Source organism: Paraburkholderia sp. (genome assembly GCF_024281035.1).
Lineage (GTDB): Bacteria > Pseudomonadota > Gammaproteobacteria > Burkholderiales > Burkholderiaceae > Paraburkholderia.
On sequence record NZ_JAMXLH010000004.1, the window covers coordinates 81,508 to 102,849 of the forward strand.

27 protein-coding genes and 1 tRNA gene are annotated in these 21,342 nt (G+C 59.7%); 18 read left to right on the plus strand and 10 right to left on the minus strand.

All coding sequences use genetic code 11. The annotated features are described in order from the left end of the window. Position 1: 1 nt before the first annotated feature. On the minus strand, positions 2-448 hold the full coding sequence (locus Q0L30_RS00755) for a hypothetical protein (RefSeq protein WP_296649882.1): 447 nt from the start codon (positions 446-448) through the stop codon (positions 2-4). Positions 449-881: 433 nt separating this feature from the next. On the opposite strand from Q0L30_RS00755, the gene Q0L30_RS00760 reads away from it, so the two are divergent. The 7 genes from Q0L30_RS00760 to Q0L30_RS00790 all read left to right on the plus strand — a co-directional run bounded on the left by Q0L30_RS00760 (position 882) and on the right by Q0L30_RS00790 (position 6,957). Next, positions 882-1,118 carry a hypothetical protein gene (locus Q0L30_RS00760; RefSeq protein ID WP_296649884.1) on the plus strand — a complete coding sequence of 79 codons (237 nt, stop codon included), beginning with the start codon at positions 882-884 and terminating at the stop codon, positions 1,116-1,118. A gap of 55 nt (positions 1,119-1,173) precedes the next feature. Beyond that, positions 1,174-1,401, plus strand: a complete 228-nt coding sequence (locus Q0L30_RS00765) for a ribbon-helix-helix protein, CopG family (RefSeq protein WP_296649887.1) — start codon at positions 1,174-1,176, stop codon at positions 1,399-1,401. Positions 1,402-1,654: 253 nt separating this feature from the next. Then, entirely contained in the window at positions 1,655-2,566 is a 912-nt protein-coding gene (locus tag Q0L30_RS00770) for a DUF3800 domain-containing protein (protein ID WP_296649888.1), read from the plus strand. Between the two features lie 133 nt (positions 2,567-2,699). Continuing rightward, the gene (locus Q0L30_RS00775) at positions 2,700-2,963 is read left to right on the plus strand and encodes a hypothetical protein (RefSeq protein ID WP_296649891.1); all 264 of its coding nucleotides are present in this window, start codon (positions 2,700-2,702) and stop codon (positions 2,961-2,963) included. A 1,471-nt stretch (positions 2,964-4,434) separates the two neighbouring features. Then, entirely contained in the window at positions 4,435-5,076 is a 642-nt protein-coding gene (locus tag Q0L30_RS00780) for a division plane positioning ATPase MipZ (protein ID WP_296649893.1), read from the plus strand. Between the two features lie 385 nt (positions 5,077-5,461). Then, positions 5,462-6,241 carry a hypothetical protein gene (locus Q0L30_RS00785; protein ID WP_296649896.1) on the plus strand — a complete coding sequence of 260 codons (780 nt, stop codon included), beginning with the start codon at positions 5,462-5,464 and terminating at the stop codon, positions 6,239-6,241. Beyond that, positions 6,238-6,957 carry a hypothetical protein gene (locus Q0L30_RS00790; RefSeq protein ID WP_367277749.1) on the plus strand — a complete coding sequence of 240 codons (720 nt, stop codon included), beginning with the start codon at positions 6,238-6,240 and terminating at the stop codon, positions 6,955-6,957. The genes Q0L30_RS00785 and Q0L30_RS00790 overlap by 4 nt, the downstream gene beginning before the upstream one ends. A gap of 124 nt (positions 6,958-7,081) precedes the next feature. Here Q0L30_RS00790 and Q0L30_RS00795 read toward each other — a convergent pair whose 3' ends face one another. Then, on the minus strand, positions 7,082-7,417 hold the full coding sequence (locus Q0L30_RS00795; protein WP_296649898.1) for a hypothetical protein: 336 nt from the start codon (positions 7,415-7,417) through the stop codon (positions 7,082-7,084). 745 nt (positions 7,418-8,162) lie between these two features. Between Q0L30_RS00795 and Q0L30_RS00800 the strand changes: the two genes are divergently transcribed. From Q0L30_RS00800 to Q0L30_RS00830, 7 genes are all read left to right on the plus strand, one after another. Continuing rightward, positions 8,163-8,429, plus strand: coding sequence for a hypothetical protein (locus Q0L30_RS00800; RefSeq protein WP_296649899.1), 267 nt, complete (start codon positions 8,163-8,165; stop codon positions 8,427-8,429). A gap of 73 nt (positions 8,430-8,502) precedes the next feature. After that, positions 8,503-8,706 (plus strand): hypothetical protein, encoded by a 204-nt coding sequence (locus tag Q0L30_RS00805; RefSeq protein WP_296649902.1) that lies wholly within the window; start codon positions 8,503-8,505, stop codon positions 8,704-8,706. A 41-nt stretch (positions 8,707-8,747) separates the two neighbouring features. After that, complete coding sequence (locus Q0L30_RS00810; protein WP_296649905.1) at positions 8,748-9,350, plus strand: hypothetical protein; 603 nt, start codon at positions 8,748-8,750, stop codon at positions 9,348-9,350. Between the two features lie 19 nt (positions 9,351-9,369). After that, positions 9,370-9,603 (plus strand): hypothetical protein, encoded by a 234-nt coding sequence (locus tag Q0L30_RS00815; protein ID WP_296649908.1) that lies wholly within the window; start codon positions 9,370-9,372, stop codon positions 9,601-9,603. An 8-nt stretch (positions 9,604-9,611) separates the two neighbouring features. Then, on the plus strand, positions 9,612-10,379 hold the full coding sequence (locus Q0L30_RS00820) for a conjugal transfer protein TrbJ (RefSeq protein WP_296649911.1): 768 nt from the start codon (positions 9,612-9,614) through the stop codon (positions 10,377-10,379). A 17-nt stretch (positions 10,380-10,396) separates the two neighbouring features. Then, positions 10,397-10,702, plus strand: a complete 306-nt coding sequence (locus Q0L30_RS00825; RefSeq protein WP_296649913.1) for a hypothetical protein — start codon at positions 10,397-10,399, stop codon at positions 10,700-10,702. After that, a complete protein-coding gene (locus Q0L30_RS00830; protein WP_296649915.1) occupies positions 10,699-12,168 on the plus strand; it encodes a hypothetical protein in 1,470 nt (489 codons plus the stop codon). The genes Q0L30_RS00825 and Q0L30_RS00830 overlap by 4 nt, the downstream gene beginning before the upstream one ends. A gap of 577 nt (positions 12,169-12,745) precedes the next feature. Here the strand turns inward: Q0L30_RS00830 and Q0L30_RS00835 are convergent. The 7 genes from Q0L30_RS00835 to Q0L30_RS00865 all read right to left on the minus strand — a co-directional run bounded on the left by Q0L30_RS00835 (position 12,746) and on the right by Q0L30_RS00865 (position 16,943). Then, positions 12,746-13,405 carry a helix-turn-helix domain-containing protein gene (locus Q0L30_RS00835; RefSeq protein WP_296649918.1) on the minus strand — a complete coding sequence of 220 codons (660 nt, stop codon included), beginning with the start codon at positions 13,403-13,405 and terminating at the stop codon, positions 12,746-12,748. Continuing rightward, entirely contained in the window at positions 13,402-13,755 is a 354-nt protein-coding gene (locus Q0L30_RS00840) for a helix-turn-helix domain-containing protein (RefSeq protein WP_296649922.1), read from the minus strand. Before Q0L30_RS00840 ends, Q0L30_RS00835 begins: the two co-directional genes overlap by 4 nt. 767 nt (positions 13,756-14,522) lie before the next feature. Then, positions 14,523-14,598: transfer RNA gene (locus Q0L30_RS00845), tRNA-Ala, on the minus strand. A 76-nt stretch (positions 14,599-14,674) separates the two neighbouring features. Next, positions 14,675-14,974: a c-type cytochrome gene (locus Q0L30_RS00850; protein ID WP_296649974.1), complete on the minus strand. Its 300-nt coding sequence runs from the start codon at positions 14,972-14,974 to the stop codon at positions 14,675-14,677. Positions 14,975-15,018: 44 nt separating this feature from the next. Next, a complete protein-coding gene (locus Q0L30_RS00855) occupies positions 15,019-15,801 on the minus strand; it encodes a BON domain-containing protein (protein WP_296649924.1) in 783 nt (260 codons plus the stop codon). Between the two features lie 25 nt (positions 15,802-15,826). Further along, entirely contained in the window at positions 15,827-16,414 is a 588-nt protein-coding gene (locus tag Q0L30_RS00860) for a phosphoheptose isomerase (protein ID WP_293040579.1), read from the minus strand. A 97-nt stretch (positions 16,415-16,511) separates the two neighbouring features. Continuing rightward, on the minus strand, positions 16,512-16,943 hold the full coding sequence (locus Q0L30_RS00865; RefSeq protein ID WP_296649977.1) for a YraN family protein: 432 nt from the start codon (positions 16,941-16,943) through the stop codon (positions 16,512-16,514). 178 nt (positions 16,944-17,121) lie between these two features. Here Q0L30_RS00865 and rsmI point away from each other — a divergent pair, with 178 nt between their 5' ends. Next, positions 17,122-18,045 carry a 16S rRNA (cytidine(1402)-2'-O)-methyltransferase gene (gene rsmI / locus Q0L30_RS00870; RefSeq protein ID WP_296649934.1) on the plus strand — a complete coding sequence of 308 codons (924 nt, stop codon included), beginning with the start codon at positions 17,122-17,124 and terminating at the stop codon, positions 18,043-18,045. 60 nt (positions 18,046-18,105) lie between these two features. On the opposite strand, the gene Q0L30_RS00875 is transcribed toward rsmI, so the two are convergent. Then, positions 18,106-18,699, minus strand: a complete 594-nt coding sequence (locus Q0L30_RS00875) for a septal ring lytic transglycosylase RlpA family protein (RefSeq protein ID WP_296649937.1) — start codon at positions 18,697-18,699, stop codon at positions 18,106-18,108. Between the two features lie 768 nt (positions 18,700-19,467). On the opposite strand from Q0L30_RS00875, the gene Q0L30_RS00880 reads away from it, so the two are divergent. The 3 genes from Q0L30_RS00880 to Q0L30_RS00890 all read left to right on the plus strand — a co-directional run bounded on the left by Q0L30_RS00880 (position 19,468) and on the right by Q0L30_RS00890 (position 21,302). Then, complete coding sequence (locus Q0L30_RS00880; RefSeq protein WP_296649940.1) at positions 19,468-20,112, plus strand: MBL fold metallo-hydrolase; 645 nt, start codon at positions 19,468-19,470, stop codon at positions 20,110-20,112. After that, positions 20,109-20,753 (plus strand): exonuclease, encoded by a 645-nt coding sequence (locus tag Q0L30_RS00885; RefSeq protein ID WP_367277750.1) that lies wholly within the window; start codon positions 20,109-20,111, stop codon positions 20,751-20,753. Before Q0L30_RS00880 ends, Q0L30_RS00885 begins: the two co-directional genes overlap by 4 nt. 90 nt (positions 20,754-20,843) lie before the next feature. Then, a complete protein-coding gene (locus tag Q0L30_RS00890) occupies positions 20,844-21,302 on the plus strand; it encodes an Lrp/AsnC family transcriptional regulator (protein ID WP_293040590.1) in 459 nt (152 codons plus the stop codon). The last annotated feature ends 40 nt before the right edge of the window (positions 21,303-21,342 follow it).

Here is a 21,342-nt window from a genome sequence, read left to right on the forward strand (position 1 = left end):
GCTACTCCCATGACTCTTTGCGAATTTGATCGAGAGCGGGGCTGTCACCTTTGATGTGCTCACCGCACGCTGTGCGTGCATAGGCCTTTCCGAGGCTTTTCGATCGCTTGATCACCGGCTCGATAGCGAAATACACAGATACCGCTTCGCGCGATTCAAGCCGGCGCGGCCAAGGCTTGCCGTCAAAAACTTGGGGCTGCGTGATCGTGAACCGCTTTCCACGACCATTTCGCAACATGAATCCGACCTCTGAGATCGTTACGGCAAAACTGCTGAGATTAAGGACCTCGATGGAAAACCCCGGATGTCCGTGCGGCACTGAAATCGCAAATGCCGGACGAACGCGAAGGCGTGCGCGCCGCTGGCTGATCGTATTCCAGGTGTTCATGACACCCAACGCTGCGCCGAGAAGGGCCACACCGGTCGTAACCGAGTTCTGCAGGTCCAAAAGATGCCCCCTTTTATGTGATAAAGGACATTATCACATATAGAAGAAACTGGCACGGCAGCTCTCGACGAGGAGTTGCACCACCCACTTTTTATGTGTATATTATGGACATGCCTGCCGACCGGGCATGAAGTAATGCTGAATAGGTCGTGCCTTAAGAGTCATTGAAACGTTCGCCTGTGGGCGCGAGGTCATGCGTCCTCTTACTACCCACTGGCGAGCGAGGTAGCACTGGATTTTGTTGTCGCAGTCTGTAGTACTGCCCCGTTGATTCTCCACCCGACCGGAAACCAAGCTATCAACGCAGTTTCCGAGGACGCACCAGGAGACGCGGAGCGCAAACCCACATGAGCCCGGCGATGGATCGCCGGGAGCTGCTCATGTGTGCCTGCGCTCCGTTTCTCCGAGGCAGCACATGCCTTGGAGAACAACGGTGGATCCACAGAAAGACCTTGAACACTTTCTCGACAAGTATGCAGATCTCGATGTTCACGAGTCTGCCGGCTGGCTAGCTGCCGTGGTCAGCCATCTCTCGCGCTTCAAGCGGCCCAATCTGGCAATCGTTGCGCTCGTCGCCGTTGCCTACAAAAGCCTGCCGACACCGATCGCGCTTGCGTTCCTCGGCGCCATCACGTTGCTTGGCCTTGTCGGCGGATTTCGCGACGGCTAGCAACGGCAGCACACGTGCCACGACGGTCGTGTGCTGTCCTGCAATTGGAAATGAAATGCGCCCAGCTCGAAAGCAACCGAAAGTCCGCCTCAATCTCGATATGTCGGTCGAGGTCAAAGATCAGATTGAGGCACTGCGGGACCGCATGCATGCAGACAGCATGTCGGAAGTCATCCGGCGGGCTCTCGCTGTCTGCGATTTCGTCCTGACACAGCAGGAACAGGGTGCGACTGTGGTACTCCGCTCCGGCGATGGTACCGACACACGGCTGCCGCTTTTCTAGCTCCACGACGCTCGTCCGTTCCCGCGATGATGCAAACCCGGGTCATCAGAAATGTAGCTCGTTTTCTGGTGTCAGAAATGTGGTCTCATTTTTGTGATTCAAAAATGTTGACGTGTTTACTTGTACTTGTTACTATTCAAATCGAGTCGGGAGTGCTGACCTATACAGCGCGTTGGGCGATTGTTCCACCTGGCTTACCGAATTCGACGGGCCGCTATGTGCGGCCCGTTTTCATTTCTGCTACGGGGATAGCATGTATCTGTCATATCTAGACGAATCCGGGACGCCTGGAGACAAAAACACCAATTTTTTTGTACTCGGCGGCGTAACAGTGTTCGAACGGCAGACACATTGGTTAGAGCGGGAAATGGATGCGATTGCTAACCGCTACCAGCAGAAAGCAGGGGGGCACTACCTAGAACTGCACGCGGCTCCAATGCGCAATCGCAAGGAAGGTTGGGATAACGCGAACATCAGCCCAGCTGATCGTGCACAAGCCTCCGCAGATGTCCTTCGCCTTCTCCAAGCGCCGCAGATCAAGGTCAACGTATTCGCGGCGGTCATCGAGAAAAGTCAGATGCTCCGCACAGCTGACATCCTTCCGTACTGCTTCGAGATGCTGGCGACCAAGGTCGACGACTTTCTTGCGTACAAGTACCAAAAATACAAGGAGCCGGCCCGCGGCATCTTCGTTCTCGATCGCAAGCAGGCTCTCGAAGAAGCGAACATGCAGGCCCTGCATCACACGTTCAAGCACCTCGGCCACGGGAACGGGAAGCTCCGAAATTTTGCGGAGGTTCCCATGTTCATTGATTCCAAGGCCACTCGGCTAATCCAGCTTGCTGACAGCATCTGTTACTGGATTTACCGTCGCTACCAATCATTGGATGACCGCGGCTGGCAACTTATCCAACCGTACTTTGCTAATCTGGGGAACGGGCGGACAGGGTTGCACGAAGTGCTCGCTCCCGCGACGCCAGCGTTGTTGGCCAATATCGCGCCTGATCCGCACCCATTTCCCCCCCCCCTTGGCGGTACAGCCAGTCCAGGCAGCCACTGCCCCGGCAGTGCCTGTGCCGGCACGAATCGCTCAGACAGCTATCGTCACCCCATAATTACGGCACGACTGACGGATGTGGGCGCAGAGAGGGGGCACCCCCACTAGGCTACGCGTGGACCGGCAGCAGCATCGTTGACATAACATCTGATAGGGTCGGCCGTTCAGAGGTATTTCGCTGAACAATTTGCCCCTGTGTGGCCGCTATGGCACTCTCGCTATCATTCATCAGGAGAATGCAATGCGCCCGGACGCCCTATCCGCAGTCATGTCCTCAGCCATCCTCATCGGGATGGTGCTGTTTTGCCTGTTCACCGCGCGGCGCTCATGGAAGCGTCAGCGGACATTGTCATGGTGCTCGCTAGGCGCTTCGGCACTCATCGCCGTATTTGCGTCCGGCAAGCCGGATCCCGCCGTCACCAACAAAATCTTTCTGCTGACAGCCATCGCCGTAGGTCTCCAGATCGTCTATGACACCTATCAGCAGCAAAATGTCAGCAAGTGATGTCGGAATCCACTTCACGGCACCTTTGATGGATCACGGAAAACAGGAAAGGAAGCCATAGATGGTCAAGACTGTCGAAATACACCCCGGGGCGTCAATAATCATCCTCGATAGCGTGACTTTCTGCGTGCGATTCGCAGACGCTTCGGTTGAAGGAGGGGATGATGCGGGACCGGTATTCGTCTGCGGCGCCGCTCGCGCGATTCTCGCTTCGGCTGATGCAGACCGGCTTGTGGCGGCTGGCGTTACCGACAAGCGCTGACCGGATACGAGCGATCAGGCGTTCGACTGTAGAGTCGTCAACTATCGTCTACTTTGGCTAGGCTCCAGGAACCACATCGTTGGTCTCGCCGCATCACGAAAGTTACCGCCGAAGCGAAGTTGAACGTGCCGGCGAACCTCGACAGTGATGAGAGAAAACAAAATCAAAAGGTGGGTGAATATGTCAGTGAGAATTACTAACGTCCAGCCTTGCGTGGACTGGTTTTTCGTCGCGCCCCCGAGTCAGCCGGGTGGCAAGAAAATCGTGTGGCGACTTGCAGCTTGGGGGACTCCCGTCGACGACGAGCACGGACAGGCGATCGTCGGTCTAGTGCCGGTCATGTCACATGGCAACGAGGCCATTCTTCCGGGCGTCCCGCGGCTTGTGCCAGTGCCGGCAACCGGCGGGAGCTATAGGCATCTGAAAGACCTTGATCCCGCGGAAGTCGCCCAGCCGTAATTGAGTGAAGTCCTTGGCCGGCTCCTGTAATGGCTCACCACGCCGAGCTGAAACCGAAAAGCCAAATCCGCCTCTGGGAGCCGTGAACCCCATCGCCGGGACTTACCCCTTAGTCATACGACAATGGCCTGCCTGAGAGGCTAATTTCGAGCCACATCGGGCAATTCGACCCGCCAGGCCCCTCTCCTGCAAAACTTCTATGGCTGTAATTGACCGAGAACGTAATTCTCCGGGGCGGCAGGCCGCCGAGTTTAGCGGTCGGGATGGCCCGAAGGGACGGCCCGAGCGCCGCTCACTCGTCCATTAGGACCACGACCATATCCGTTCTATCCCCAAACGGCGTAGGCGTCACATGCTCTTCCACGCTGTAGCGTAGCCCAGGTTTAATAGCTCGATGCTTGCGGTAGTGCGCAGCCTGCGCGATGACGAACTCGGCTGGCCCAGTGGCCAGTACCGCGCCGTCAACCGATAGCGTGTAGATGGGCACGTCGCCGCTATAACTAACGCACGTAACACAACCCAAGACACCCTCGCCCAAATCGACAGCTTTGGATTCGTTCACTTCGCGTGGAAGGTCCTCTATCGCCAACGCCATGCGCACCTCGTCTGTAGTTAGTAACTCTGGCCACGGATGCGCTCATTGTCGCCGACAGCCACGAAGATCTCGACAACAGCATCTTGACACTCAATTACTCAACTCACAAAATCAACTCAACAACTCAACAACTCAACTCATTTGAGGTGATGCACATGATCATTCTGGTTGCTGCGGAAAAGGGCGGGGTCGGGAAATCGACCATCGCGAGCAATCTTGCGGTCCACCTCGGGCATCAAGGTATTGACGTTGTATTGGTGGACACGGACGGACAGGCGACCTGTGCGCGATTTATAGAGCGCCGCGACGAAGCGGGGACTCAGCCCGCGATCCCGTGCGTCCAGCGCACGGGGGACGTTGCCGCAACCCTGCGTGACTTAGCCAAGCGGTATCAGGTGATCGTCGTCGATGCCGGCGGCCGTGACTCGCGTGAAATGCGATCGGCAATGGCCGTCGCCAACCTCCTGTTGGTACCAACCAGAGCCAGCCAAGCCGACCTAGAGACGCTACCAAAGGTTAACGAATTAGTATCCCTCGCACGTGGCCTGAATCCGGAACTCAAAGCGGTGGCGGTTCTCTCGATGGCACCGTCTAACCCGGTCATTACCGAAGTGGCGGACGCCCGCGAGCTACTCGAGCAATTCGACCAGCTCGATCTCGCCGATACGGTTATCCGCGATCGGAAGGTCTACCGCGATGCCCTGCTGGGAGGGCGGGGCGTGGTCGAACTCGACAACTCTCAGGCGCGAGCAGAAATCCAACTGCTGACCCAAGAGTTCTTCGAGCTTGAAGCGTAACCATGAGTTATTAAGTAACTCATTGGAGTTGAGTAAATGAGTAAATTTAAGATCGGCCCGAGCGCGGCCAGCAAGCCAGCGTCGGGGAGCGCGCCAGCAACGGCCGAAGAGTTCGCCGCAGGCGCAGCAATGGTCCAGTCGCAAGCCGGGTCAAGGCCTGTGAAACCGGTACGGCTCAACCTAGATCTCGACCCGGATACACATCGTCGCCTAAAGATTAGGGCCGTTGAGAGCGGCACGTCGATCGCGCAGCTGGTCAGGGAATTGATCGCGCGCGAGTTGGGGTAGTTTTCATGCAGCAGTAGCAGTAGCGAGGCGCCCCAGCGTTACGGCACCGGGGGGCCGTGCAGCATCGACACCGAGTTCACCGATTTCACAGACAGCCATGTCCCCAGAGCTTGAAAATGACCTCGTAGACCGCTTCCCGGCCCTGTTCGCGCTCAACGCGGACTGGATGAAAAATGGAGTGACGGAGCACAATCAGATCGCCTGCGGCAACGGCTGGTTTTCGCTCATCGAGAACACCTGCCTAGCGCTGAGTGACCTAGCTCGACATACCGCAAAGCTTGAGCAACATATGGGCTTTTTCAGCCTGGCGCCGTGGATGCCACGCGCGGCGGTCTATACCGACAACTCGACCGGGCAGGAAGGGCAACTGCGCTTCGATCTGCTCAACCTTATGCCACCGACAAGCCTCACACCGCTAACCCCCAGAACCCGCCTTACCCTTCAGGCTCAAGGCATGGCCTGGATGGCTTGTCAGATGAGCGAAAGTATCTGCGAGGTCTGCGGCAACCCCGGCAAATACGAGCGCAAGCGCGTCCGATGCCTCGCACACCAGCACATCGCGGATGTCTCTGACTACGCCCCACGCGGCGCGCCAGATCTGGTTGCTCGGTCGGCGGATTCGGATGCCAAAAAATGCACCGTGATCAAGTGGCCGACAAGAAAGCGGAAACCGCAATTGGTCCAGCCGACTCTGCGCACTGAGCAAAAGATTCAGGACTTGACGCTGTACAACCCGTGGACGCGGATGCACCACGCCTACCGGTTGGGCCAGGACGGCCTGGTGCCGTTTTACACCCTCGGACCGCTCAACCCGCACGACGCCAAGCGCATCGAGAAGGCGTACAAGCAGGAGAACGGAGAAGGAGACGGGGAATGACCCGCGATGAGCTGATTCAGGCGGTGCCGATCCGGGAGTCCCAGGAGGGGGGTTTGTACGTGCGCATGGACGACGTGCCTGAGCCATGGCGAAAGCAGTTTGCCAAGGCGATGATAGGCAGCGCGTTCATCCAGATCAAAGGCGAGACGTGCATCACCCCGTTTGCCCACGACTGGGATGCGTGGGTGAATGACCGGTGGTACGGCCGCCCCGGACCAAAAGGGCTCTCCCCAAGGAGAAAGGAAGGCCCGCGCAGCCCGTGGAAGACGCGCTATTTTGTCGATACCGAGTTCACAGACTTTATCGATTGCCAGCTCATCAGCGTGGCCATCGTGGGTGAAGACGGCCGCGAGTTCTACGGCGAGCGTGTGGACTTCGATCTGTCCACGTGTAGCGAGTTCGTGCGGACGGCTGTGCTGCCGCAGCTCGGCCAGTTTCCCGACCGCTCGATGCCGGCCGCGCAGTTGCGCGACGAGTTAAGGGCGTGGCTGCTCGCCGTGCCGGCAAAGCCCAAGCGGGGGGTATTGTGCTTCGACTACCAAGGGGACTTCGAGCTGGTGCTCGATCTGCTCGATGCCGAAATCCCCCCTGGCTGGAAGTGCGAGCACGTAGGCCGCCGGCTTGATATGGAACGGCTGGAAACGTACTTCCGTGAGCACGGTGGCCGGCATCACGCGCTGCACGATGCGCGCGCTAACGCCTTCGCTTTCATGTGAAGCCGTAGCGGGCCCACATCGTCGACACCCATTAGCGGACCCGGTGTTTGACCGTCAAACACCCTTGCGCCTGGCACAGGTCTGGAGGCCTCCCGCGCCCAGGCTGTCGGCTCGTCACACCCACCTACTTGGCCCCGGAGATCTTTAGGATCGCCTGCCGAGCTTCCAAGATCACTGGCAACAGGGCCTCCTCGGGCGGCGTAATGCCGAGCTTGACCAGTGCCGCGTGCAGTGCCCGCACTTCACGGGTGATCGCACCTAGCGCTAACACGGCTTCCGTTTCGTGGTCCACATCAGCTTTGCGGCCGAGGGCCGCGCGCCGGATGAATTCCGCCACGTCCATCTGCCGGATTCCAGCGCTGTGGCGTACCTTCTGCGCCTCGTCCGGGGTCCATCGGACAAGCATCTGGACGCTTCGCTTCTCAGCGTCGGGCTTCTTTTGAAAGTAGGTGCGTGACATGCGATCCATTATGTTGCGCAAACACACGCCCAGCAACCAGTCCGTCGGCCAACCCTTCAACCCGGGGTCTCGGGGCGTAGCCCTGAGTGTCTGCGACGGGCGCGCAGCGACCTAGCGGACAAGTATCAGGTAGCTATCGTGAGATAGCTACCTGGCATCCTGCCCAGTAGCGTTAAACCAAAGACGCTGCAAAACGCTGCAGAGCTGCGGTAAATCTGCGGTAGATCTGCAGTGAATCTGCGGCGAATATTCAGCCTATTTTCTATCAATCTGCACCGCATTGGCTGTGCATTATTTATTAAACATGTTCGCATTTTCCAATGAACATCAAAACTTTTGCAGCAAAAGAATCAAATATCACGGCAACGATTCGGATGACTAACTACTAAATCTATTGACAAGCAAGCGTATCTAGAAACAAACTGTTTTCTCGCGCATATTTGAAACATTGGCCGTTAAAATTTTATGGAGAAAAGTGTGGCCAACAAAAAAGGATCGCTCACAAGACTCAGCGGGCCGGATGTGGCGATAGCAGAGGAAATACTAAAAGCCGCTATTGTCTTGACGACACCCGAACGAACTCAGGCTGCGCTATTGAAGTCGCAAATGGAGGCGATAAGCGCGCTTAGACAGAAAGGTTGCTCGTGGGAGCAAATCAACCAGGTGCTACGGATAGTTGGAGTTAACCTTGGAATATCGACGGTTCGGTCTTACTACTGCCGAATGAACAAGAAGGCAAAGTGCAATGGCGAAAAAAAGAACCGTCAGCATTGACGCCATCGAGCAAGCAAAGAAGGGGCTGTCAGAACTGCCGCCTAAACCAGCGCAGGAAAAAGGTGTTGATGCTGCACTTGAGGATCTGAAACCTCAGATTCAGGCTTTGCTTAAGAAAGGCTACTCACGTGTCGATGTGTGTGAGCATCTGTCGGAGCTTGGAATTCAGGCGAAGGAATATCAGTTGAAAGCGCTGCTTTCAAAAAAGCGGGCCAACACAAAAGAACGGCAAGCCTAAAAAAGCGCAGCGCCGGGTCGCGGACACGAACCGGCGCTGCTAACCAAACCGATCTATCTACCAGGGGATCAGCATGGCTAACCACATTGTACTTGCAGAACCTAGAGAAACAGCTTACCGACTGCCAGAATCGCACCGGCAGGCCATCCTGTCACAGGCGCAAACGAACCTCGCCGGAACGGCTGACCTCACTCGATCTATGCGGGAAATCGAGAAGCAACGTCAACAATTCATTGAAATGTATGGCGACCCATTTGGGTCTGATTCTGACAATTGAACCGTCATCTTTTGCAGCAAAAGAAAAGCCAAGGATCTCACATGGAAAACGTCGAGCAAATGAAAGCGCGTTTCGTGCAGCAAGAAGCGGACTCGGAGCCTGTGCACATTGTGGCCATGAAGCAATACCTGGCCGGCGAACCGGCATCGTTGCTGGCCGGTGTATACATCCGCGACAAGGAAGGCGCCTACCGCCCAGCCACCGGAGGCTCGGTGCTCATTCAGGATCTGGGCGATGCCGTGGAAGTCGAGGCCGAGTCGGCTGATGCATACCAGGCAGTCCTCGAACTGCTCAAGGCCAAAGGCTGGGAGCCAACAGAACAGGATCTCGCTTGGCTGGCCAAAGCGGTGGCAGAGGCGCGCCTACGCGAGCAGGCGGAACACGCCGAAACCATGCAAGCCGTGCGTGAAAGCTGGGATGAAATCATGCCGGCGACGGACGGCCATCATGTCGGCCCCATCGTGGCAGTGGATGGTCAATTCATTTGTCAAAAAACCGGCCGTGACCCCAAGCAGATCATTTGGCACGACACGAAAAAGATGGACGGTCACGTCCCAGCCATCGGCCAGACGGCTGAAATCCGCTACCAAGACGGGCGCGGCCTCGCCATCAACAAGGCCCTGGAACAGGGCGTCTCTCGCTGAGCTGAAGAGGAACTAGGTAATGGAAAACACAAACAAGAAACCTTTGAGCGACGCGCAAATGGCCAAAGTCATCGCGATTGCTTTGGTTGTTGGAGCCATCCTGGTCTACTTGGCCCTCAAGGGCAATCCTTGGCCCAGCATCGCTCTCTTGGTAGCGAGCTGGGCTTACCTGTGGATCCGTCACTCCGGGCGGCGTCGGGCCGGCGCGAGTGCCGCAGCCCGAAACTCGGCAGAGCGCAAACTCGACAAGTGAGAGGCGAGATGCAACGCAAGACGCCACGAATCACAGGCTGGATCGCTGCTGCTGCGATCTGTATCTGTGCCACGCCGGCCTTTGCCGGTTCCGTCGCCGGCACTGGCGGCTCGACCGAAGTCACGCAAATCGCCAACAACCTGCAGCTCATCCAAAGCTACGAGCAGCAGGTTTCTTCTTACGTGCGACAGGGGATACAGGTCGAAGCCGAGCTGAAGAACCTGATCGCCAATCCGACCTCGGTCCTTGGCCCCGACGTTGGCAACATGATCAACACCATCGGGCAGATCTGGAACGGCGGACAGTCCATTGGCAACAACCTCGCGCAGATCGATCAGAACTTTTCGCGCGTATTCAAGAGTCCCACGTCGGACAACCTCGCCAAGATGTTCACCTCCTGGCATCAAACCAATACGGACACGCTCCAGTCTGCGCTTCGTTCCATCGGCGCGCAGCGTGACCAGTACGCATCGAGCCAAGCGGCACTGACGGACCTCTACAACCGGAGCCAGGCCACGAATGGCAACCTCGACGCCTTGCAGACGCTCTCCCAAATCAACGTTCGCCAGATTCAGGAATTGCAGTCTTTGAAAGAATTGATGGCCAGCCAAGCCGAGGCAGAGATGACATACATGGCGGCACGGTCAGCGAAAGATCAAGCTCAAGACACCGTCAACGCTGATCTTCAAAACCTCTTGTCCAGCCCGGTTCCCAAGTGGCAGGACGGCCCACCGCAGCAATTCAACAAGTTCAATCTCTACAAGAGCTACAACTGATCTAAGAGTGTAAAAAAATGAAGAAAATCGCCGGAATTTTTGCTGCACTCACCGCTGCCCTCATTCTTGCTGCATGCGGCAACGGCCAATCTGTTGGCAAATCTGTTGAGGGGACGTATATCAGCAATCTCAACGGGGACAAATTCACATTTGGCGGTGACGGTACGTTTGTGCATGCGAACGCCAGCCACACTTTCCCGAGCCAGAAGTACACCATCGAAGGCGACGACATCCTGATCGACGGATCGCACATCGGCAATCTCAAGATTCTGTCCAGCGGAAATATCTCGTCGGCCGCAGGGCTTCTGGAGAAACAGCGATGAAACTCAATCGCTGGCTCTTTGCCAGCGCACTGCTCCTGGTTTCAGGCGCTGCCCTGGCTCAGGCTCAATCGACAACAGACGGCGTTACGGGCGTTGTCAAGCAAGCCATGGCGTCTTCGGCCCTCAACCTGATTGAGCCAAAAGTCATGGGGTGGCTTGGGGCGTTTTTGATACTCCAGTTTTTGTTTACCAACATCCGGGGCTTGATCCAGGGCAGAGATCTACAGGAGGTTTTGGCAAAACTTGTCGCCGCCGTTGGTTATGCGGGCCTATGCATCACGGCGGTAACGTATGGTCCTGAGTTCGTCGACGGCGTTGGCAGCGATTTATTGAATCGCTTTTTGTCTTCAGTTCCAACCGCGAATACCGTGCTCGCCTCAACTGCTGCACTGGCCACGAGCATACTTGCCGCCGCAGGCATGGTTAGCGCAGTCAACAATGCGCTTGCCAGCATACTAAACGGGGTATTCTGGATCGTGGCGGGTGGTGGTGTTTATCTGGCCTGCAAAGTCTTCATGTTCTACCTGGAACTAGGGATGATTGTTTTGCTCTCCCCGATCAGTTTCGCGTTGCTCGGGCTTGATAGCTTCAAGGAGCAAGGGCTTGCACCGTTCAAATCGCTCCTGGCGCTTGTGTATCGAGCAATACTGTTCGGCATCCTATTCGGCGGATTCAAGTATGTCTCAGATATCGCAACGGATGCGCTTAATGGCATTAATTGGTTAGAAGTTACAAGCATTGCTACTCACGTCAAGACAGTAGTATCTTGTCTGCTCTCATATCCAGTCATCCTGTTCTTGGCGTTCAAATCCGACTCGATTGCTGCGAGTATGGCTAGTGGATCTTCGTCGCTTGGCACTGGAGACGTTGGACAGGCAATCGCGGCCGGCGCGGCTGCGGGTGCTGCAGCCGGCGCGGCCGGATCGGCTACCACCAGTACCGTGGGTAAGGTTCCTCAGTCCATGGCTGCCTTCATGGCCAACATGGCGGGCGGCGGAGGTTCAATCTCTAACGCCTCTCCGATGGGTAGTGGTGGTGACCCGCCTGTGTTTCAGGGGGCCGCTCCATCCTTGTCGGTCGGCGGCGCTGCATCGAATGGCCCAGTCTCGGGGGCGGCTCCGACAGGGATGCCCGCGCCCCGGTCGTCGGCATCCACGATGCCGATTGCGTCTGGCCGGTACGGGTCTAGCCTGGACGGTGAAGCCAACAGCACGCCCTCTGACAGCAATGCTACGGCCAGCAGTGACGCGGCGGGCGATGCAACCGCTGCAACGATTGGCGGCGCTCAGGATGCCGGCAGCACTGGCGGTGCATCGAAGAAGCTGGAAGATACATTAGACGCGCTGGCGAGCCACCTAGCACCGAAGAAGCCGACGCTGGGTGACCGCCTGGGTGAAGCCAATCGCCATCTCTCGCAAGAGCAGGGCGAGACGCGCATCGCCATGAGTGCGCATCCCAACGATTGATATGCCGACCTAGCGGTCATAGTGGCCCGTGGTTCGCGAGAGAGTCCAGATACGCGGCGCGGATTGTATCGAATGTGCTCGCCTCTGAGCCCGTTCCGGCCTTCTCTCCATGTCCGACCCATTAGCCAGATGACACCAGCCCGCCTAGGCAGCTCCTGTCGCGTGCAAAAACGGCGATTCCTTCTGACAGACCGCCCCTCTGCAAACTGCTTTTCAAAACGCGTGAAGTTTCGGGGGCTTATCTGCGCCCACGCCAACGGCGGCTGGAATGACCCGCTTTTGAGGAAAAAGCGCTTGCGTCCCGTGGGCCGTGGTGTTGATGAAATAGGTGGGTGGACCACTGCCGCGCCATCTGGCGCGGCTTTGTTAGTCTGGATAGAGGGGAGGGGGAGCCGACTTGATCGGGGGAACCCCGGAGGGGTGCCCCGACATAGGCTGTCGATCTTTTTAAATATAAAGATCTCTCTTTTTAGCGGCTCGGACAGAGCCCTTCTTTTCGGCGAAACAGCTCTCGGTGAGCTGTTTTCGGCTTATACACAGCTCGTTGGGATATGGCTCAGTGAGAGCTGTGTATAAGTCACGGCGAATCGTCTCCACCGCGCTTCGCGCTGGCCTGATAGGCGGATTTGATCTTGTCGCGGATATCGGGAGGCAGATTCTCCAGATCGGCGATGAACTGCTGAATGTTGAAATTCGTGGCGTTGTCATGCAGATGGTTCACGTTCAGTTGCAAGCGCTCGATGTGTACGACCTTCGCCCCAGCAAGGTCACCGGTTACAAGAACGTTGTGCAGGTCCGCTACCGCATGCTTTACAGTGCTGGGTAGGTAGTCCCAAGTTGCAACAGCCGCTGGCCGACCATCTTCACCAACAATTTCGACTTTTTCGCGCAAGCGATACTCATTGTGACGACCGACTTTGCTTTTCGTGATGTAGCCGTGCTCCCCTAGCGTTTTGAGTTCCCGCTTGACTTGTGCAAGCGATATCCCCGCTTTTGCGGCAATTGTCTCCAGCGCGGGAAAAGCTCGTCCCGTCGTGTAGTTGGTATGCGCCTTGATAACAAGGTAGGTGGTCGCCGCGTGCGGCCCCATCTTGGCCACGTCACCGCTGTCGATCATTGCCTTAAAGACGTGAAACCATTGTGTTTGCGCCTCGAAGAGTTCTTGCTGTGGCGCTTGGCCATGGCGGCAGGACTCCGCGGGTCGCAGACGCCGCAGTACTGCGGTCGCTGAACTCATAGCGCGCCCCCCTCGAACTGCGAACCAGTATTGACCGGAAATTGTGCAATCTGGGCGCGCGTCCTCGCTAACTGCTCGACCTTTGTCGGGCGGCCTCGGCGGGGCTTGCGTTTGCTTGGGTGGCTGGGATCGGCACAGAACTGCCGGTCGAGGAATTCGGCAACGTCAACCAGGCGGAAAACTCGTTTGCGGCCGATCTTGAACGAAGGGACGCGATAGTGCCCCTGGCTGATCAGGTTGCGAATGGTTTGGGGTTGTTCGCTGGTGATCTCGCTGACCTGCTCAACTGTAAGCGTCGGCGGATAGGTCTTGCTAAGGAATTCGAGCGAGCTGACGTGAAAGACGGACATTGCCGCACCTCATGCGTAATAGGCCCTCGCCCCGAAGGACGATGCCAATACGCGAGTTGCGGTGAGGCTCTTTAAGACGCCGCAGGGGACTTCACGCGACGCCCGCAAGCCAGGGCCTTTTTCCATAGCCTGACGCTGACTGCCATGTCACCGGCACCATTTCTTCTAGAGTCACTCGCATGCCCCTAGTGCGTCAAACCTTACCGGGCGCTACCCCGGAGCTGTCTTGCACCACTCTTGCCGCTCCCTATCTCACCTTTGTGGGATGGCTCAACTGCCTGCATTACGTACCAGTAGCTCTTGAGCGGTTGCAGGCAGCTTCGCCTTCTATTCCGTCGGGAACGGTACCGTGCCCGTCGCCGGGCCGGGAAGGCTTTGGGACTTAACCACTCGCCCCAAACTTCCGCTCGTTTCAAGCTACATTCGAGGTTGAACGGCCTCGAAGCAATCGAACTTACGCTCAATGTCCCGAATCATAATTCGAGCTACCGAATCTTGGCAACCGGGTTCGATTTATTCGTGCGATGGAGGGGCGGTGTTACTCCCGCTGCAGACGGGCCAACCCTTGTCCCAAATCCGTCCCACTGGCGGGTGACTTTTTCCGGTATCTGGGAGGATAACTAGACGTCCCGCCAACTACCGAAATACCCAAGATGTCCCTCGGTTGCTTCGCGCTTAACGCAACGAAACTCCCGTGCAATCAAGGCCGTAAAAAGAAAAAAGCCTTGGAGAACTTTATGTTTCCAAGGCTTTTCACAGTCAACTTTTGGTGGAGCGGAGGAGGATCGAACTCCCGACCTTCGCATTGCGAACGCGACGCTCTCCCAGCTGAGCTACCGCCCCAACGAAGCGACGAGTATAACACAGTGAAAACCGGAAAACCGAAATCGCCACTCCGCGGGAATCGCCCACTCACAAATCACTTAGAAGGCGCGCCAGCGAGCACCCAACCGACAACGGTATGAATATCGGCGGCGTTCATAGCCGGATGCGACGGCATCGGAATCGCCCCCCAAACACCCGCCCCGCCATCCCGCACCTTCTTCTCGAGCCTTACCTGCGCCCCAGCATCACCCTTGTACCGCGCCGCGATCTGCTGAAACGAAGGCCCGACGAGCTTACGATCCACCGCATGACAACCCATGCAAGCGTTCGTGCGGGCGACAGCCTGCCCATCTGCGGCGGCAAAAGCCGTCTGCGAAACCATCAGAACGCCCATCGCCGCCAAAACCAGGCAAAAAACCATGCGCAACGAACCCCGCATCACATCGCCTTCCCGCTACCCGGCTGCCCAGGCGACGATTCCATCACCGGCGCAGGCGGCTGCTGATCGATCGGACGCGAACTCACCGATGCGTCCGGCACCGCGCCCACCGTCGGCTCCTCGGCGGCATTGGCCGGCGCCGGGGCGCTCGGCGCCGCAGCAACCGGAGCCGCCTGGCCAGGCTGAATGTACTGATAGACCTTCACGACTTTCGCAACGCCCATCACCTTGCTCGTCGCGTCGGCGGCAGTGGCGCCTTCCTGCTGCGTCACGAGGCCCATCAGGTAGACGGTCCCGCGCTCGCTCACCACCTTGAAGTTGTTCGCGGAGATGTCCTTGTACGCGATCAGCTCGGCCTTCACGCGTCCTTCGAGGTACGAGTCGTTCGCCCGCGACGAGAACGAGCTCGCCGGCTCCACCGCCAGTTCGTTGACGACCGACTCGACGTTCGCGATCGCCCGCGCCGTCGTCTCGGCCTTCTGCCGCGATGCTTCGTCCGGTACTTCGCCGGTCAGCAGCACGCGCTGGTTGAACACCGCCACGTTGATGTGCGCCGTGTCCGGCAAATTCTTGGTGATATCGGACAACGCCTTCACCTGGATCTCGCGGTCCTCGGTCTGCGAGCCCACCGTGCGCCGGTCGGTCGCCACGAGCGCCGTGCCGCCCGCCGCGCCCGCGAGCGCAAGGAAGCAGCCCTGCAGGCTCGCCGAGAGTGCGGCCGCAAATCCAATCGTCAGCGTCGTGCGCACCAGTGCGCTATGGATGCCGTATCTGCTCTTCAACGTCACTCTCCTTCGTCCATCGGTGTCAGTCATCGCCCAGCAGCATCGCGTCGATGCCGTCGCACAGGCAGTGGATGGTCAGCACATGCACTTCCTGAATGCGCGCGGTCCGCTCGGACGGCACACACAGGTGTATGTCGGTGTCCGCGAGCGCTTCGTTGACCTGGCCGCCGCCCTTGCCCGTCAGCGCGATCACGATCATTTCGCGCTCGTGCGCTTCTTCGATCGCCGCAAGCACGTTCGCCGAATTGCCGGACGTCGTGATCGCCAGCAGCACGTCGCCCGGCTGGCCGAGCGCGCGCACCTGCTTCGCGAAGACCTGGTCGTAGGCGTAGTCGTTGGCGAGTGCCGTGAGCACCGAGGCGTCGGTGGTGAGGGCCAGCGCCGGAAGTCCCGGGCGGTCGCGCTCGAAGCGGCCGATCAGTTCGGCCGCGAAATGCTGCGCGTCGGCGGCCGATCCGCCGTTGCCGCAAGCCAGAATCTTGTTGCTGTTCGCAAGCGCCGCGAACATCGTATCGACGGCTGCCGCGATCGGCACCGCGAGGGTTTCCATGGCCGCGAGCTTGACGGCTGCGCTGTCGCGGAAGTGTTGTTGAATGCGTTCGACGGACATCGACTCTCTAATCTGTACTGCGTATATCGCGAAAAATCCGCGTGCCTGTATGCGGGTTGACGCAAGTTTAGCGCACTCGCGCGCGTTCTCCGCGCATTCAACTGCCATCGGCGCGGAAAGCGTCTCGCAGCCACACGAGGCACCCGCACTCGAAGGCAATCACGTCGAAGCGGCACACGGGAACGACATGCCGACCTTCGCACGCGCCCTCTGCGGCACGGCCGCGCGAGAGAAAGTACTTCGCGGCGCGCAGAACGCGCTGCTGCTTGTGCCAGCCTACGCTCGCCGCCGCACCGCCGTAACCGCGCCGCGAGCGCGCGCGAACTTCGACGAAAACCAGCGTGCCGTCCCGTTCGCGCATCACGAGGTCGAGTTCGCCGCCGCGGCAATGCACGTTGCGCGCGACTAGCACGAGCCGCTGGCGCCGCAGGAACGCGAGCGCATGCGCTTCGAAACGCGCGCCCGCCGCGCGCGATTCGGCGTTGGACTCGCGGCGCGCGTAAAAGTTGTCGGCGCGTGAAGACTGCACTGCAAGCGACACGCTTGCGCCCTCCGTCGCCGATACACGATGCGCGGATTTGCGTGCGCCATCCGAAAGTTTCTGCGTGGTGCTCGAAACAACTTCGCGCACGTCCGCACCTGCCGCTGTGCGTTCCTTCGCGTGGCACAATGTCGGCCTCCTTTCTTGCGCTCGCGCGTTTCGTGCCATGACGTCCCTCCTCGAACTCGCACAGGCCCAGCAATACCCGGCCGCCACGCTGTACGTCGTGGCGACGCCCATCGGCAATCTCGCCGACATCACCTTGCGCGCGCTGCACGTGCTCGGTCTCGTCGACCGCATCGCCGCCGAGGACACGCGCAACACCGGCCAGTTGCTCGCCCGCTATGGCATGACGAAGCCGCTCATCGCCGTGCACGAGCACAACGAGCGCGAGGCCGCGCAGCGCGTGATCGACTATCTGCGCGCGGGCGAGCGCGTAGCCTGTGTGTCCGACGCGGGCACGCCCGGCATTTCCGATCCGGGCGCGAAGCTCGTCGAGGCCGTGCGCGACGCCGGTTTCCAGGTCGTGCCGCTGCCCGGCGCGAGCGCGCTCGCCACCGCATTGAGCGCAGCCGGCGACTGGGTGACGACGTTCACGTTCGTCGGTTTTCTTCCGCCGAAGCTGAAGCAGCGCGCGAGCGCACTGCAGCCGCTCGCGGCGCACGAGCACGCGATGGTGTTCTACGAGGCGCCTCATCGCATCGTGGAAACCGTTCAGGCGCTTGCGGACGCGTTCGGGCCGGAGCGGCGCCTGTTGATCGGCCGGGAACTGACGAAATTACATGAGTCGCTCCATCGCTGCACCCTGGCCGAAGGGCCAGCGTGGCTCGCCGGCGATGCCAATCGTCAACGCGGGGAGTTCGTGCTGGTCGTGGAGGGCGCGAGCGGCGCCGCTTCGTCCGACGGCGATCAAGATGCGCTATTGCGCGTGCTGCTACAGGAGGTCCCCGTGAAGACCGCCGCGAAGCTCGCTGCGGCACTGACTGGGGCATCGCGCAACGCGCTCTACGCGCGCGCGCTCGAACTGAAAGGCGAGAAAGAAGCGGACGGAATAGCGGACGCAGAACCGGACGCAGAACCGGGCGACTGAAATGCAAAAGGGCCGCCGTTCAAACGGCGGCCCTTCCGAATCCGGCGCGGCGATCGGCGATCAGTTATCGCTGTTTGAGGCGACTTGCTGCGCCAGCGCGAGCTTCGCCTCGTCGCGCGAAAGACCTTCGATCTTCACGTTCGCGACGCCCGCATGCTGCAGGCCGAGCTTCTTCGCTGCCGCATACGAGAGGTCGATCACGCGCCCGCGCTTGAAGGGTCCGCGGTCGTTGATCTTCACGACGACCGATTTCGCGGTTGAGGGCACGATCACGCGCACGTAAGCGCCGAGCGGCAGCGTGCGGTGCGCGGCGGTCAGGTTGCCCATATTGAAGCGCTCGCCACTCGCGGTGCGGCGTCCGTGGAAGGCGCGGCCGTACCACGACGCGCGGCCCGTCTGGTGAAACGACGAGACGTCCGGGCTATCGCCGATCGGCTGGGCGCCGGCCAGCGACTTGTCGCCGCCGGTGCCCGATGCGGGTAGCGCCGAGAGCGCCGAACCATAGCCTGGCGGCGCGCCGAACGCGGTGTGCGCGCCCGTGGTGTGGAGGGCCGCCTGATCGGACGGACTCTGCGGACCGGGCGGCATGGCGCAACCGGCCAGCACGGACACGGCTGCGAGACTCCCGAGTCTTCGAGAAAGTCTGAGTTTCATAAGCTTGCCATCACAAGTCGAAACCCTTCGGCGTTGTCGTAGCACGCGGCTGAAAGGCTTCGGCGGCGCCAGGCGCGGCAACGCTCCTCTCGCGAATGACGAGTTCGAGCAGGCACCCGGATGCGACCCCTATTGGGTCGCCAACCGCTGGTTTTATTCCACGTCTGGCGCAACCTGTCCCCGGCAGCCTGACCAGACCCCACATGCCGCCATCGAACGTGATTTCACGACGTGACTTCTCGTTCAGGGGCGCCAGTGACACATGGCGCGCAGGAACGGCGGCGTAGGCCCCACCCAGCGTCACGGCAGCAAGGCCGTTGCAGGCGCGTGGCGCCTGGCTGGGCAAGACGTGCGGTGCCGGAAGGACCGGCACCTGATTTGCCATCGCTTCAGTCCGCAAAAAGGCGGTCGTCCGGCGACGGCACTGCTTGACGGCGATGCATCGGAACCCTTTTTCAAGCGGGTCGCATCGCCCAGTGAATGCACGAAAAACGTGTGCGTAGGGGCGCATTATACCCAAAATCAATTCCTGTCATCCAAGTTCGCCCCGAATCTCGATGATTTATATCTATCGGCGTAACAACGCCGGTTGCCAAGCCCCGTCCAGCGGGGCTTCCCGGTGAATGCCCCTGCCCGTACAGCCAGCTGCGCGACCACGTGACACGGCCGCTCGCGTGCGCCGGTACAATCGGGGCTTTGGCCTCGGCCCGTCATTCGGGCCACCCTGGGCCACCCCCGCCCCCCCTTTTCCGCGCGCAATCCAAACGCATGAAAGTCACGCTGATTCCCGTCACGCCGTTCCAGCAAAACTGCTCGCTGCTCGTCTGCGAAGCGACGCGCCGCGCGGCTGTCGTCGATCCGGGCGGCGATCTCGAGCGAATCGAGGCCGAGCTCGCGCGTCAGGAGGTGCAGCTCGAAAAGGTGCTGCTCACGCACGGCCACGTCGATCACTGCGCCGGCGCGAAAACGCTCGCCACGAAATTCGGCGTGCCGATCGAGGGGCCGCACGAGGACGAGCGCTTCTGGATCGACAAGCTCGCGGAGCAGAGCGCGCGCTTCGGCTTCCAGGCCGCCGAGGCTTTCGAGCCCGACCGCTGGCTCAACGACGGCGACACCGTACGCTTCGGCGACGAAGAACTGGAGGTCTATCACTGCCCGGGCCATACGCCCGGTCATGTAATTTTCTCCAGTCGTGCGCACCGTCTTGCAATCGTCGGCGACGTGCTGTTCGCGGGTTCGATCGGCCGCACCGATTTTCCGCGCGGCAACCATGCCGATCTGATCCGCTCGATCCGCGAAAAACTCTGGCCGCTCGGCGACGACGTCACGTTCGTGCCCGGTCACGGCCCGGTTTCGACCTTCGGTGAAGAGCGCCGCTCCAACCCTTACGTAGCAGACGGCGTACCCGGATGATGAATAACGTCGCCATCGAAGAGATTTACGTCAGCACCGACGTCGAGGCCGACGGCCCGATCCCCGGCCCGCATTCGATGTTGAGTTTCGCGTCGGCGGCCTTTACCGCCGACAAGCGTCTGATCGCCACCTTCTCCGCGAATCTCGCCACGCTCGAAGGCGCGGCGGCGCATCCGGTGCAGGCCGCCTGGTGGGAAACGCAGCCCGAGGCGTGGGCCGCCTGCCGCAAGGATCTGCAGGATCCGGCGGCGGCGTTGGTCGCTTACGTGGAGTGGGTTGAGGCGTTGCCCGGCAAGCCCGTGTTCGTCGCAATGCCCGCGGGTTTCGATTTCACGTTCATGTTCTGGTACATGATGCGTTTCGCGGGGCGCTGCCCGTTTTCGTGGTCGGCGCTCGACATCAAGACGCTTGCATTCGCCATGACCGGGCTGCCCTACCGCAAGTGCATCAAGCCGCGCTTGCCGAAGCACTGGTTCGACGAGCATCCGCACACGCACGTCGCGCTCGACGATGCCATCGAGCAAGGCGCGCTTTTTTGCAACATGCTCGCCGAGCTGCGTGCACGGGAGGCCGCGCGCGAGGCCGCCGACCGTGAAAGGGACGCCTCAGGGCAAAACGCCGCGCGGAACCCGGCAAATTAGGCAATCTGCCTCCTCAATGCCTGCGCGCATTGCGTTTCGTTTTCCTGGCCTCTAACATTCAGGAATACACCGACACCAACGGAGGCGCAGTTGACTCTCGATTCGTTCTCTCAAAAGATCCTGCGCCTGCTGCAACTCGATGCGCGCCGGTCGGTGCAGGAAATCTCCGATCAGGTGGGGTTGTCCAGCACGCCGTGCTGGCGCCGCATCAAGGACATGGAACAATCGGGCGTGATCCAGCGTTACACGGCGCTGCTCGATCGGGAAAAGCTCGGGCTGCACGTCTGCGCGCTCGCGCATATCCATCTGACGCGTCACACCGAAGGCGGCGTCGAGCAGTTCGAGCGTGAGATCGCCACCTGCCCCGAAGTCACCGAGTGCTACAGCACGACCGGGGAATCCGACTACATCCTCAAGATCGTCGCGCCGGACATCAAGTCATACGACACGTTCCTGCACGAGCGCATCTTCCGCATCCCCGCTGTCGCGCAGGTGCGCACGAGCGTCGTGCTGCGCGAAATCAAGTTCGATACGCAATTGCCGCTCTGAAGCGGCACGCCCCGCCCCGCCCGACGGCGCCGCTGCACCG